General features: G+C 31.2%; 16 protein-coding genes. All 16 read right to left on the reverse strand.

All coding sequences use genetic code 11. The features are described 5' to 3' along the window. Nucleotides 1-135: 135 nt before the first annotated feature. The 16 genes from JCM14822_RS16025 to JCM14822_RS16095 all read right to left on the reverse strand — a co-directional run bounded on the left by JCM14822_RS16025 (nt 136) and on the right by JCM14822_RS16095 (nt 14200). On the reverse strand, nt 136-420 hold the full coding sequence (locus JCM14822_RS16025) for a hypothetical protein (RefSeq protein ID WP_054743350.1): 285 nt from the start codon (nt 418-420) through the stop codon (nt 136-138). Nucleotides 421-608: 188 nt separating this feature from the next. Next, on the reverse strand, nt 609-827 hold the full coding sequence (locus JCM14822_RS16030; protein ID WP_054743352.1) for a hypothetical protein: 219 nt from the start codon (nt 825-827) through the stop codon (nt 609-611). A 55-nt stretch (nt 828-882) separates the two neighbouring features. Then, a complete protein-coding gene (locus tag JCM14822_RS16035; protein WP_054743354.1) occupies nt 883-1302 on the reverse strand; it encodes an acyl-CoA thioesterase in 420 nt (139 codons plus the stop codon). Between the two features lie 30 nt (nt 1303-1332). Continuing rightward, nucleotides 1333-1824, reverse strand: coding sequence for a 3-hydroxyacyl-ACP dehydratase FabZ (gene fabZ, locus JCM14822_RS16040; RefSeq protein ID WP_054743357.1), 492 nt, complete (start codon nt 1822-1824; stop codon nt 1333-1335). A 17-nt stretch (nt 1825-1841) separates the two neighbouring features. After that, the gene (locus JCM14822_RS16045) at nt 1842-2510 is read right to left on the reverse strand and encodes an ABC transporter ATP-binding protein (protein WP_172674843.1); all 669 of its coding nucleotides are present in this window, start codon (nt 2508-2510) and stop codon (nt 1842-1844) included. Nucleotides 2511-2562: 52 nt separating this feature from the next. Next, nucleotides 2563-4422: an FtsX-like permease family protein gene (locus JCM14822_RS16050; protein ID WP_054743360.1), complete on the reverse strand. Its 1860-nt coding sequence runs from the start codon at nt 4420-4422 to the stop codon at nt 2563-2565. Beyond that, nucleotides 4422-5615: a beta-ketoacyl-[acyl-carrier-protein] synthase family protein gene (locus JCM14822_RS16055; protein WP_054743363.1), complete on the reverse strand. Its 1194-nt coding sequence runs from the start codon at nt 5613-5615 to the stop codon at nt 4422-4424. The genes JCM14822_RS16050 and JCM14822_RS16055 overlap by 1 nt, the downstream gene beginning before the upstream one ends. 13 nt (nt 5616-5628) lie before the next feature. After that, nucleotides 5629-6054 (reverse strand): 3-hydroxyacyl-ACP dehydratase FabZ family protein, encoded by a 426-nt coding sequence (locus JCM14822_RS16060; RefSeq protein ID WP_054743365.1) that lies wholly within the window; start codon nt 6052-6054, stop codon nt 5629-5631. A gap of 137 nt (nt 6055-6191) precedes the next feature. Beyond that, nucleotides 6192-6335 (reverse strand): hypothetical protein, encoded by a 144-nt coding sequence (locus JCM14822_RS20600; protein WP_157047834.1) that lies wholly within the window; start codon nt 6333-6335, stop codon nt 6192-6194. A gap of 272 nt (nt 6336-6607) precedes the next feature. Further along, complete coding sequence (locus JCM14822_RS16065) at nt 6608-7675, reverse strand: hypothetical protein (protein WP_054743367.1); 1068 nt, start codon at nt 7673-7675, stop codon at nt 6608-6610. Further along, on the reverse strand, nt 7665-9023 hold the full coding sequence (locus tag JCM14822_RS16070; RefSeq protein ID WP_054743369.1) for an aminotransferase family protein: 1359 nt from the start codon (nt 9021-9023) through the stop codon (nt 7665-7667). The genes JCM14822_RS16065 and JCM14822_RS16070 overlap by 11 nt, the downstream gene beginning before the upstream one ends. 12 nt (nt 9024-9035) lie before the next feature. Next, nucleotides 9036-9611, reverse strand: coding sequence for an SDR family NAD(P)-dependent oxidoreductase (locus tag JCM14822_RS16075; protein ID WP_242861540.1), 576 nt, complete (start codon nt 9609-9611; stop codon nt 9036-9038). A gap of 151 nt (nt 9612-9762) precedes the next feature. After that, complete coding sequence (fabG, locus tag JCM14822_RS20605; RefSeq protein WP_172674844.1) at nt 9763-11394, reverse strand: 3-oxoacyl-ACP reductase FabG; 1632 nt, start codon at nt 11392-11394, stop codon at nt 9763-9765. Between the two features lie 110 nt (nt 11395-11504). After that, complete coding sequence (locus JCM14822_RS16085) at nt 11505-11783, reverse strand: phosphopantetheine-binding protein (protein ID WP_054743373.1); 279 nt, start codon at nt 11781-11783, stop codon at nt 11505-11507. 19 nt (nt 11784-11802) lie between these two features. Then, a complete protein-coding gene (locus JCM14822_RS16090; protein ID WP_054743376.1) occupies nt 11803-13032 on the reverse strand; it encodes a site-2 protease family protein in 1230 nt (409 codons plus the stop codon). 4 nt (nt 13033-13036) lie between these two features. Beyond that, nucleotides 13037-14200 (reverse strand): radical SAM/SPASM domain-containing protein, encoded by a 1164-nt coding sequence (locus JCM14822_RS16095; protein WP_054743378.1) that lies wholly within the window; start codon nt 14198-14200, stop codon nt 13037-13039. Nucleotides 14201-14526: the final 326 nt, after the last annotated feature.

Here is a 14526-nt window from a genome sequence, read left to right on the forward strand (position 1 = left end):
CATACCCCTTTAAATCTATTTGAAAGTGTAGTATCATAATCCCGTAGTGTCCTAGTCCTTTCTAGGATGTTTAGATTTGGAGGAGATACCTTGGTGAGGGAATGGCTCCTCCATTTCTTTATTTTATGGTAATATTTAGAATAATTTAGGGGTAAGCCAATGTGAAATATAATTTACACAATGGCTTACCCCTTTTATATTTGATAGGTGATTGACTTTTGCAAAAAACTGCGTTTTTTGAGGGCATATAATCCGCAAATCTACATCTAGCTCGTCAATATACAGATACGCTTCATATAATTCAGCTACGCATGGTGCAATTGCATCAAACAAAAAAGAACCTTCGCTAGTATCTACACTGCTACTGACTCTATTAAGCGTTCTATTTAATAATTCTTCATAAGTTATCTTATTAGACATTAATTGCTACCTCTCCATAAATTGTTTCTACTGTAAATTATATTCTCCTTTATCATTAAATCCTAGGCACCTAAAAAAGCTCAACAATGCTGCTAGCTAAAGGATTGTTATTTATAACTTGTCCTATTGCTTCAACTGATGAGCTCGTTATTTCATTATGTATTCACATTAACCACTATTTTTGACACTTATATATTTTTTTTAGCGTCAGTCACTAACCAAATACCATAGACAATAATCAATACATTGATTAAGATGGTAAATTGAATGGTACGATCTTTCATGTATTTCCAAGAATCTATGGGCACTTTGCCTATGATTTGCATCAACTCTAATCCATATATTTGAAAAGATAATGCCAATCCTCCTAAAACAATTGCACAACTTCCCCATTTTAATTTATTCATCAATAAGACCTCCTTATATAAACCAGTTCTTTTTATCTTATATTTAGTCATTTTATTATTCTAACTCTTTACAAACTAGTTTAATGAATAATTCATTTAATGCTGGCATTTCATCTGCTAAATAAATAGGTTTATTATTTTCCTTGCAGAAACAATGCGTACTTTCTCCTACACTTCTTAATTTTCCTGTTTTTTTGTCATATATATGACATTGTAAAGTTACTTTTATTCCATCATATTTGATAACCTGAACCTCTATTTGAATAAGATCATCAAAAAAAATTGAACTTTTGTAGCGACATTTCACATCAATCACCGGAACTGTAATCTTTTTACTTTCCAACATCTTATACCCAAAGCCATAATGTTTTAATAAAGCCATTCTAGCATCCTCCATCCAACGTATATAGTTAGAATGATGCACAACACCCATTTGATCTGTCTCATAAAACTTAACACAGTGCTCATACTTCATTTATCTTGTACCTCTTTACTTCATAATCAATTACTCTTTATCCGTTACAACTAAAACTCCTTTTGCAATCAACTTATCTCGAACATAACTGCTTACGGTAAACTCAGAAACATTCATCAGGCTTTCTTTCTTGCTTGCTTTCATAACCAATTGATCTCCTGGTATGACAAGTTGATAAAACTTCATCTGTTTAACTTGTGCCAAATAACCAACATGATTTGCCGCTTGCTCATTAATCGGACTTTTTCCATTTGTAGACGCAAGACAATATTGCACACCATTTACAATAGCTGTTAGTTGTGCCATTGCTTCTATAATCAATGCACCTGGCATAATAGGATTCTCTTCAAAATGACCACAGAAAAAAGGCTCATTTATGCTTATATTTTTAATCCCCACTGCTGATTGCCCTGGTATAACCTGTTCTACTCGATCTAAAAATAAAAACGGATATTTATGTGGTAGCAACTTCTGTATTTGGGTAATCTCTAAACTTATTACTTCTTGTATATTTTTCTCCATCATTAGCCCCCTCTTACTTATTTCATAATTTTCCCATCCACCATTTGTATTTTATTTTCAGCAAATCTCATGACTTTTTCATCATGCGTCGCAATAATAACCGTTGTTGGCTTTTCATTATTAAGTGCAATTAAACTTTGCATAAATCGAATAGTATTTTCACTGTCTAGGCTGGCAGTTGGTTCATCACATAAAATAACACTTGGTTTTAGAATCATAGAACGAATAATCGCTACACGTTGTTGTTCCCCACCAGATAGAGCACTTATCGACTTATTTTGAATCTTACCTAAGTTCATTAGTTTCAAATAGTCAGCAACCTTTTGTTTTACTTTTTGATCAACTTTTAAACCTCTTATAAAATAAGGTGCTAAAATATTTTCTTCAACTGTCATAAAAGAAAACAAATTAAAGTTTTGATAAATCATACTAATATGTTTCATTCTAAAATGATCTCTTTCCTGTTGTTTTAAGCTATAAACAGAGGTTCCACTAATTGTAACTGTCCCACTACTAATTTCTAAAATACCACCTAATGCGTATAGTAAAGTAGTTTTACCAGAACCAGAAGGTCCACATATCACATTAATTTTTCCTTCATCAAATACATAATTGGGTATATTTAATATTTGTCTTTTCTTATTTCCTTCCAAGACATTAAATGTTAAATCGGCTATTTTAATCATAATACCTTTTCCTCTCTTTCTATTCATTCAATAACTTTGATTTGTCTACTTACTAACCTTCACTTTTTCTAAGAATAATTGTAAAATTATTTTTAAAGCCATCTGATGTACTGAATAAAAAGATAGCAGTAATTACAACATTAATTACTATAAATAAGCAAATGGTTATTTTAAATGGATAACTTATTAAGATCTCTGCATTCATGCCATTAAACATCGCCATTAAACTCATTTTAGCAAATAAAACAGCTAATATAATCCCTATAATAAATCCCTTGAGTATCATTCCCCATAACTGACTCAAATAAATTATCTTAACTTGTCTACTACTCATTCCTGCTGACCTAAATTTAGCAATGTTATAAATATTTTCCTTTGCCCCTAATACTAAATGGCTAATTAAACTAACAATTGCACATAAGATAACAATAAAGGAAGTAATCTCCACTGTTTCTGTACTTTGAACGACCTTATCCACACTTTTTTGGATAATTTCAGCTTTGCATTCCACTTCTGATTTACTTAATTTCTCTAACGCCTGCATGACAGCTGTATCATTATTCTTCAAATAAGCACAATTACTATATCCATTTAAATTCAATTGCTTCTGTATATATGCCTTGTTAGCAAACCATATATTTTTATGGGCTAAGTTTTGATAATATCCACCTACAATTTTAAAAGGGATATCTATGCCATTGATATTAATAATTCTTTCTTCTCCTATATTCTCTTTACTAATCATACTACTAGGCACTATAATTCCATTCCAATCAGGTTCATTAATATATGACAACAACTCAGTTGAACCTAAAGATTGATTTATTTTTATATCTTCATAGTTCATATAATTCTGATCGATACCATATAAATATTTAGGATAACTACTTTCTTCAATATAAAATGTATAATTCAACCCAAAGTATACATTATCCAAATCATAATTATCAGTATTAATAGGTTCTCTATAGCTTATATAGCTGGTATAATGAATTGCATTTTCTCCTGTCTGCCTAGTCATTGCCCTAGCAGAACTATATAAAATCTGTAAGCCCATAAAAAACATAATGCCTATACTTAACATTAAAATAGTATTCTTAGCTTTTTTATAGTTACCATTCTCTATTCTTGCCGCAAACGCCGGTTGTGGAAATCCTTTACTATCCCCTAACTTAATAACGCCTTTATTGAAAAGATAAATCCCTCTACTAGAAATTAATAAGATACCAACTACATAAAATAATTCTAACTCCTTAACTTTTAAAATCCAATTCAAAAATACCGTTACAATAAGTACAATTACACCTAATACAGCAAAAATATTAGAAAACTTATTATCTTTCTCTTTTGTTCGTTTAACGCCTCCTCTCATAAAGGAAGTAACTTCTACATTAGTTAGTTTTCTCAGTGCTATATGCATACAAATAAAAATACAAGCTAAATGAATCAGCACTGTAACAATCAGTTTATCAATACCAATCCATGGAATTTCCATTCTTTTTGATACAAAATAATAAACTAACTCTGTTAAAAGCACGCCAACAGGTACAGCAACATACTGCATTTGTAATAGTTCTTTATAATAGATTCCTCTTAATTCCTTGCCACTTAGGCCCATCAATCTCATATTAATATTAAACTGTCTTCTACTATTAAATAATGTATTGATTTCTATACCTATAATCCACTGTAAGAATATAATACATAAAATAGCAATTGCTATAATTGAACTTATAATACCCATTAATTGTACCAAATCATTTTCACTTAGAGTTTCATTTGTAATATCCTTTAAGCCAAATGCAAACATTAATAAAATAGATGTACAAATTAAATTCATTATAAAAGTACCAAGTAATGTTCTCCTAATACCGCCATTATATGATTTTAGGCGTTTTAAAATAATATTCATCAAACTTCTCCCCTAAATGTCTCATACTTTTTAACTAATATACTTGCAGCATGTCCTGCAAAAGCAAACGAATTAGATAAAGCATACTTAAAATTAAATGGACATTTGCTATAATCAAGTATTTTATTATCTTCAACAATATCTAAATTTGAGTGGATAGTAGGCCATGTCTGTTGATTCATTAATGAAACTATCGTAAATGCTAATTCTATGCTTCCTGCTGCTCCTAGACAATGTCCTGTCATAGATTTAGTTGATGAAAGGAAAATCTCCCTTTCTTTGCCTAATTCACTAACTGCTTGAATCTCCATAATATCATTGACTTTAGTTCCTGTACCATGTGCATTAATATATAATCCTTCATCTTCTGGAACATTTCCTTCTTTTAATGCCATGTTCATCACAGCTTTAGCTCCTATTCCTTTAGGATCTGGACTTGTCATATTATACGCATCATTTCCTAAACCATATCCCAAAATCTCTCCATAAATGTCTGCCTTTCTATTTAAAGCATGCTCTAATTCTTCAAAAATAAAGAAGCAGGCACCTTCACCTAGATTAATGCCATCTCGTTCTAAATCAAATGGCTTACACACTTCCTTACTTAATGTATTAAGTGTATTAAATCCAAAAATAGAAAACATAGATAAATGATCTCCCCCACCTACTAATGCAATATCTGCTTCATCATTTTTAATTAAATCAAACCCCAAGCCTGCTCCTGCAGTTCCAGCAGCACAAGCTGAACTTGTTAAATAACAGCTGCCATTTACTCCTACTTTCATCATGATATGATTTAATAACTGTCTGCTATGTAATAACCAGTCTCCTTTTTCATTATTATATACTAAAGATTTACCAATATGTTGTATTCCTGTTAATGATGTAGCTAAAGATAACGCAAAACGATCATCTATTTGTTCTATATCTTCTTTTGTCAAATAACTATCTGCTAATGCTTCTTCTATCACATCCATACACATATATTCTATTCTTTCGCTATCACTAGGCTGTTCTATCATTTTTTCTGCAATAGGGCTTTTTCCAAAATATTTTCTACGCAAAGGCTCAATATCAAGATTGTCCAATTGTCTCATACCATTTTTACCTGCTTTTAATCTAGTAAACACTTCTTCTTTTCCATTTCCTAAATCACAGCAAATACCTATTCCTGTAACAACAACCCTTCTCATTAAATCCCTCCTCTTAATTTTCAGTGAGTATATAAGTTAATATCCCCCTTGCAACTTTTTTTCCATCTACAGTCATATAACATGCAATGCGATATAATTTTCCTACTCGTTCAATAAACTTACATTCAATTGTTAATACCTCATCTGGTGTACACATTCTAAAAAACTTTAATTCTTCAATTTTATAGACATATACATTTGCCCTAACATCTTCATGTTTTTCATCCTTTTTTACTATCAATAGACCAGCAAATTGTGATAATATTTCATAAATTGTTGAGCCAGGTAAAATAGTTTTATTTCCAAACTTCAAGATATTATCTTCATTTCTATTTACAATTTTTTTACCTTTTATATATTCATTACATCTATATTCATTTATTTCATCTACATACACTAACCGTTCATTCTGTGGAAGAAATTTTTTAAGATCCTGCATCTTTCTACCAACACCTTCTATCCTATTTTTACTTTATCTAAAGTAAGCTCTAAGCATAAATTCATCTTAAATAAAGACAAATATATGCTAGAGCTTGTTTTTTAATATGTAACTACTTATAACTAAGCATTACTCACTTAACAACAACCTACTGTTCCCCAACCTGGTGTAACTACTTCTTCTAATTCTTCAAGACCCTCAAAATTAAGTTCTTCATAATTCATCAGCTTCATCTCCTTTTCTACATGTAGCGTATAACTCTCATTGCATATTAGCAACATAATGCTGTGCCTGATGCTGGTGTAACTACTTCTTCTAATTCTTCAAGACCTTCAAAATTAAGTTCTTCATAATTCATCATCTTACTTCCCCCTTTCTTACTTTAAACTTGATATCTATTGATCATTAGCAACATAATGCTGTACCTGCTGCTGGTGTAACTACTTCTTCTAATTCTTCAAGACCTTCAAAATTAAGTTCTTCATAATTCATCATCTTACTCCTCCTCTCAAATGAATATTTATAGAAAAAAGAATATATTCTTTATTCCATACTAATTAATATGCCCTATTGCAGCATTTAAATAATTAATAGCTTGTAACTCTAACTTTGAGATATTTTCTAGCTGACTAATAAATTGCTCTACGCCATTTGGAATATTATCTTGTTTAAGCAGCACGCTCAATTTTCGACCTATAGATCGCCATTTGTTACTAATTCGCCGCCACTCATGCTTTATTTCTTCAAAATCATCTATATCTACCAACTTAAATAACTCATTTATAATTGCTTCAAACTCATCACGATAGTATCCATCTGCACCTGATATTAAAAAGTCTCGAAAATATTTCACTTGTATTCTTATATATCTTATTAATTGATTACGTTTTGTCTGGTCTTCTTCCTTTTCAAGAAGCTTTAACAATCGGTTAAAGTGATTAATAATAAATAGGTAACTACTTGGTCCTTCAATTCGACTAGTCCTATCATAAAACTCAATAGTCCTATCTTCTTGGTACTGATTAACCACCTTTTTGAACAATATCATACTATCTGTTTTTAATAGTTCGCTTATATGCTTATTGTTTTGTATCTCTTTAATAGATATTTTATAAACCTTAATGGGTTCATTTTCACCCCAACATTCTATATCACTCATATTTTTCAAAATCTCAAGATTCATCCAGTATTCTTTTTCTATATCATTACTCATTCTCATATATACTCTTTGATTTACCTGATCAATATAATCTACCATTAGCATAGACTGACCTACCATTAAATGTGATATATCCTCAACATAATCTGTATTAAGTACAGTTGAAGCACAAGGAATGATATAAACATACTTTTCTCGATAATCCTTATTAGATATAAATTGATTAATAAAATCAGAGACTTCCTCTTTACTATAATTTAATTCAAAACGCTTACATAACTCTGGAAGATTTATCTCTCCACAACCTGCAGGAACTATAAATTCAATTCCTTTAAAACGTACTAAATAAATTCCTGCTTTAATACCCTCTATTGCTAAGAAAGTCTTTTCAATCGTTATATCAGGATCATTGATTTTAAATATTTCATTCAATGTAAGTAATCTGCATTCTCTAAATAGCACGATTTTCCTCCTCATCTAATAATTTTTCTACCAAGTTAAACGTCTTTCGCATTATCTTAATTAAATATTGAACTTCTTCTCTTGTACTTGTTAATGGTGGTGTAATAAACATTTTGCCTTTACCTTCAAAATATACTAAAATACCACGTAACTTTAAGATGCCCTCCAAAAATGCTCCTATTTCTCGATGATTATATTCTTCAAGATAAACTGTTTTGAACTTAATCCCACACATAAAACCTACGCCATCAACATGCTCTACAAATTCATATTTTTCTAGTGGCCTCAAGCCCTCAAAAAGCTCATGCTCTAATTCTCTTACATTTTCTAACACATGGTGCTCACTAATGTACTCTAAAGTAGCTATTGCTGCGGCACAGCCTAACGGATTACCACTAGTTGTATAACCATGTGACAATTCACGTTGACTCTCCAAATCACCATAAAATGACTGATAAATTTCTTCTGTTACTATAACCCCACCAAATGGGATAACACCATTCGTTACAGCTTTAGCCATCATAATCATATCCGGCCAAACGCCCCACTTTTGACACGCGAATAATGTCCCTACATGCCCAAATCCTGTAGCCACTTCATCAGCAATAAATAATATCTGATACTTATTACATAATTGTCTTAAGCCTCTAAAATATGTATTAGGTAAAGTTGCCACTGCATTTGAAAGTTGTACAGGTTCAACAATAATAGCTGCTATTGTCTCTTCCCCCAGCTTTTGTATAAGTGTCTCTACTTGATTAAGATGCCAGTTTACCCATTCATCTTCTGTTATGCCATCAGGCTGTTCTCTATTATAAGGAGGTTTAACCTGATAAATATTTTGTGAACACCATCCCAATGCTCTTTGGTCATATTGATCACAAGAAATAAGTGTTGCGGCAATTGTAGAGCCATGATAAGCTCCTTCTAGGGTAATAATATTCTTTTTCACTCTTAACCCCTGATTATAAAAGTATTGTTGTGCAATCTTAATAGCTGTATCACATGATTCCGAACCACTATTTGCATAAAAGATATGTTTAAAATGTCCCCCAAGGAATTGGAGTAATTTATTTGTATAAGAAATTGAGCTATCACTAGTTTCATATAATAATGAACAAGAATCCATCTGTTCATACTGATTCATTATATATTCTTTTATTTCCGGAATATTGTGTCCTAGACTACTAGAAAGCATGTTTGCTGTTGTATCTAAGTATTTCTTACCTGTTTGATCATAGAAATACCTACCATCTGCCCTAGAAAATATGGCCATTGATTGGTTAATATGGACCTTCATTTGTTTCCACCCATTCCAAACCTGCTCTGCCTCATTCTTGCTGTACATAGCACCTCACTCCTATCTAATAGAATAACCATTATCTACTATTATGGCTTGACCATTGATTGACTGCTGATTAATTAAGAAATAAATCAGATTAACAATATCCTCAATTCTTACGAACTTATTTTTGAGCCCTGCCAAAGTATGGATCCAATTTATATTTTTTTCTGGTGCTTGATTTACTTTTTGATACATTTCCGTATTCATAAATCCTGGACATATACAATTAACATATATTTCCTCATTTAATAAATCTAAAGCCAAATTTGCTGCTAAATGTGCAACTCCTGCTTTTGATACACTATAAGTTAACAAATCATAGCCCGCCACTTTACTCATTACAGAACCTATAAATATGATATGTCCACCTCCACATGCTATGATATTATCAACTAGGGCCTTACATATCATATAGTTAGCTGTTAAGTTAATTTCTAATGTTCTATTCCAGTCTTCCAATGTTGTATTTTTAAAATTCTTTACTTCTAAAATTCCAGCAGCTAGAATCATTCCGTTTATAGATTTATATTTATTGGTAACTTCCTTTTTAAGTTGCTCAATACATTCAGAATCTGTTATATCTGCTTTTATAAAATTAACCTTTCCCTGTGCCTCAAGTTCCGCTAAATAATCTGTTTTTTTATATCTACAGCGATTAAATCATATGTCTCACTTAACTTCTTACAAATTGCTGTTCCTAAACCACCTGCTGCACCTGTTATCAAAAAGCAGCTCCTATCCATTAGCTATTCCTCCCACCATCTACAGGAATTGTCGCACCTGTTATATATGCAGCTTCATCTGACAATAAAAAAGTAACAACTGATGCTACTTCTTCTGGCTTAGCAATTCTTTTTAATGGAATACTTTTCTTAATAGCTTCAAGCTTTTTAGCAGGGATAGATTTTAGCATTTCTGTATCTATATATCCCGGTGCAACGGCATTAACTCTAATATTCTTATTACCTACTTCAAGAGCAAGGGTTTTTGTCACCCCAATAATTCCTGATTTAGTAGCGCAATAGTTAGCTTGACCAACAACTCCCATTAATCCAGATATTGAGGAAACGTTAATAATGACACCTTGTTTTCTTGCCATCATATTAGGTAAAATTTCACGTGTAACTAAAAATGTTCCTGTTAAATTTGTATCTACTACACTATTCCATTCCTCTTGACTCATCAACATAAAGAAATTGTCCTTATTAATCCCTGCATTATTAACTAAGTAATGAATTTCACCTAAATCAGTTTCAATTTGACTAACTGTCCGTCTAATATCCTCTATATTGCAAAGATCCATTTTATATTGATAAACTTGGCCATAATCTTGGCCTCTGTATAAATCTAAATCTGCCTCCATGGTTTTATATGTAAATGCAACGTTAACACCTTTACTTAATAACATTTGAACAATACTTCTTCCTATACCTCTGTTACCACCAGTAACTACGGCATTTTTACCCTTCAGCCCTTCATTTAATTCCTCCATCTGTTGTACACCTTTTAAAATATAAACTCTATACATTCCACTCTCATCAAAGTTTGTAACCATATAAATTAACTGGCCTTGACTTTTCAAAAGTGTAGCTGTTACACCAATTGCTAATCCTAAACTATTTCCTAATGCCTCAGCATTAATATTTTTTCTTTTACTAGATGCTATTTCTAAATGATTAAGTGCTACATTTTCAGCATCTACTAATGTAGGTGCCCCTTGTACAATACCAGCAATTGACTCTACATTAATCTTCATCTTTACTAATGCCTTTTTAAGGATACGTTCTATTTTTTGTGCATAGTCTACTTTATTTTCATAAAAGTAAGGATGTTCACCTAAAAAAGCTTCATAATATCCTAAAATCTCAGCATATGTATTTGCATTGCTCTCTGTTTCTAAAATGATAGTGCTTGCACCTTCAATAGGGTTTTCTCCTTTATTTCTAATGCTCTCATATAAATCACTAGAATACTCTTCAACCCCACCAGCTAAAATTGTATTTGCTTTACCATCTTGTAACAATCTCATTGCATAGCCTACATAATTGCTTTCTAGGAGCATCGTACTAGCACCCTTACATCCTAATGCAATGCAAACATATCCTGCACATGCATTGTTAACAGTATTAGTAAACATCATTGGGCTTGCCCCTTCAAGATCTTGCTCTTGTATAAACTTTGAGAAATTTATATTAGTATTAAGTGGTCCATAAATGCTATTAAATACAACACCAATTTCTTCTAAATTAGATATTTTTGCATCTTCTACTCCTTTTAAAGCTGCCCATACAGCAAGTTTTGAAAAGCGATCCATCTTTCTTAATGCAGGCTTAACAGACAACTTAGGTATTTCCATAACCCGTTCAGATAACAACCACTTACCTTCTATTTCATCCATAATCATAGTTTGAAAATTTTTATAATTTTCTAATACAAGGCCTAAACCATTTATATATATTTTTTCATCTTATCTCCCCATTTTATCTATTCTTTCACTTGTTCACTATGTTCTTCTATAAAACTAGCTAAAGTATTTACACTCTGTAGTGCACCTATATCTTGCTCTGTTATTTTAATGCCAAATTCTCTTTTTATGGCTACTACAATTTCAAGAGAATCTACAGAGTCTAACCCTAATCCATCACCTTGTTCATCATATGCTGAAAATAATGAAGCATCTTCATTGATTTCATCTACTGTAACGTCCTCTAACTCTAAGCTTTCTATAATTAGTTCCTTAATTTTTACTTTTAAATTTTCCATTTTTATCAACCTTTCCCCGTTAGTTTATAATTAATTTCTTAAGTGACTTAACAAACTTACTACTCATGCTTATCATATTTATTAATAACACACTCATTACAATTACTATAACAACTGCGGTATTAATGAACTTTAGACTTAAGTATTTGATACACATTATGCCTATCCCATATAAATTTACAAAAGTAATACCATAAGAGAAGATAAAATAAAGTATATAAAGGTAATTTCTATAGTCTTTTATAAAAGTAATAATTTCATTTCTCTTATATATCACATTTGCCACACGCTTAAGCATACTCCATCTAAATCCCTCTAAATCAAATATTGTAGAAACTATATAATATCCGTCACTTGTTCCTAATAATGTAAAGCAACTCATACAAACACCAAGATTATAGATTAGAAATGCTGCTATTAACCAACTATCCCAATACCCTAGTAGCAACCAACATACCAAGGCTTGGAAAATATTCAACCAAATACCTCCTCCTAATATTAAAAGTTTCCTTTTACTCGTAATGGCATAATAGTTATGATATCTTACATAAAAGACAGGCATTATTCCCATTTTCAAAAGTAATGATATACTCTTTGGTACTGCCCCCATTGCAGTAGCCGTAATAATATGCCCTAATTCATGAATAACAATGGATAATCCAAATCCCAAAAACATCAACACGATTTGTGTGATTTGAACACCACTCCAATCAAACTGATTCTTACCATTAAATGCTTCTTTAATGATTGTGAGATTCAATTTTCCACTTATCCCCCCTATAAGTTCAATCCCTACCATTGAAAGAATAAGTATAAGATATAATCCTTTAATAATTTTTCTATTTTTTTCAAAAAAACTTTGAAATTCAAACTCAAACACCTGTCGAGAAGACATTTCCATCTCTACCTTTGTGTATACTTCAACATTACTATCTTTTATCAAACCTTTTTTCTTAAAAAAAGCTATGGCCTTATCCACTGTTTCATTATCTTGTAAATCCATCTTTTCTTTTATTTGTCCTAATGTATATTGCCCATTAATAAGTGGTAACAATTTATCTAAAAACAAATAATACTCTTCATCTAATTTCAGATAGACTTGTTGACTTTCACAAATTAAGAAAAATTTTTTCTTAGTGATTCCAGGATCGACTGTAATTACAACATCATCTTGCACTTGTACCACATCATCTTGTACAACATCATCTTGTATAGTGTCATCTTGTACTTGCACAACATCATCATCCATGTAATCACCCCACTATATTCATTGTTTCCTTTACTTGCTGATAAGCTTCTTTCATATGCTTTATAAGTATATTCTTCTTTTCTTGATCATGTGCAATTTCATTACAAATTTTAATGCTCTCTTCCATAATAGCATTTTGGAAAACGCATCTTGGCTCACTAACATGATACATATCACCATATGACAAATGTTGTATTCCTTTACACCAAAATGTACAGACTTTCTGACTGATACATGTTGCACATGCCGTACTATCTAATCGTGAAACATTTGCCATCTTGTCTATTTTTACTAAATCATACTTTCCTACTTCTAAATCCCCTAACTGAAAGACTTCATCATTACAGAACATATGGCAAGGATATACTTTTTTGTCTGTATCAACAAACCAATGTCTTCCTGCTGTACAACCTGTGTATTGTGTTTTATTTGCAATTTGTAAAATAGTATTAGTAAACGTTGTTGCAATTCTTTTATGTTCATTAGTATATAACTCATCTACATAATAGTGGGCAACTTCACGCGTAAATAAATCTAATTTCTTTAACTCATCTTCTGTTGCTATTTTAAGTTCAGGTAAAGCTGTCTCCACAGGTACAATTACCATATTAACGCCTTCTAACCATGTGACTGACTCTATCCATTTTTTGAAATCACCTGGTTTATATTCATCTAAATAATTTTTGGTTATTGTCATTTCAACAGCATATCCTACATGATACTTTTTGAGTATTTCTGCACACTGCGCTACCCTGTCATATACGCTAAAATGCTCATTTTTAACTCTTCTATATTGGTCATTAAACCCTTTAGGTCCATCAATACTTAAAGCAACAACCATATTATAATCTCTAATAAAACTTGCAATCTCATCATTCATGATTGTCCCATTTGTGCTTATTCCAAACTTAGGTACCTTCATTCCCTTGTCTTTAAAATAAGTTTCACATGCTACTACAAACATCTTTATTTCTTGTAAGTTTAGTAAAGGTTCTCCACCAAAAAAGCTAATACTTTCTATCCCTTCAGGATAAAGTTTCAAACCTTCTTCAATAGCTTGCATATATTTTTCACAAGTCATCATTTTAGGTTTTGATTGTACACGACCATACTCTCCTTCACCTGCAAAACAATAAGTACAACGTAAATTACAAGTTCGTGATGACATAAAAGTAATACCTAACTTACCTTTTCCTATCTTTTCTTTAGGTTCTAAATAAGTATTTTGCCTAGGAATATTAGATAACCTAGCATAAAACTCATCATCAGAGATGTCATCTGGTAAATCTGATGTCCTTACACATATAACCTTAGATGTTGGTGCATGAAATATAATACTATTTTCTTTATCAATTTCTCGTAATACAAAAAATGTTTCATCATGCTTTCACCTCAAATATATTCTTCATATTTTTATTTTATATAATTTTCCAAATTTTTTAAATATATTTTTAAAAAATAGTTTTATTTATTTTTTTAATCATAAGCGTTAAC

Origin of the sequence: Cellulosilyticum ruminicola JCM 14822 (assembly GCF_001311925.1) — a bacterium.
In the GTDB taxonomy this organism is placed as follows: domain Bacteria; phylum Bacillota; class Clostridia; order Lachnospirales; family Cellulosilyticaceae; genus Cellulosilyticum; species Cellulosilyticum ruminicola.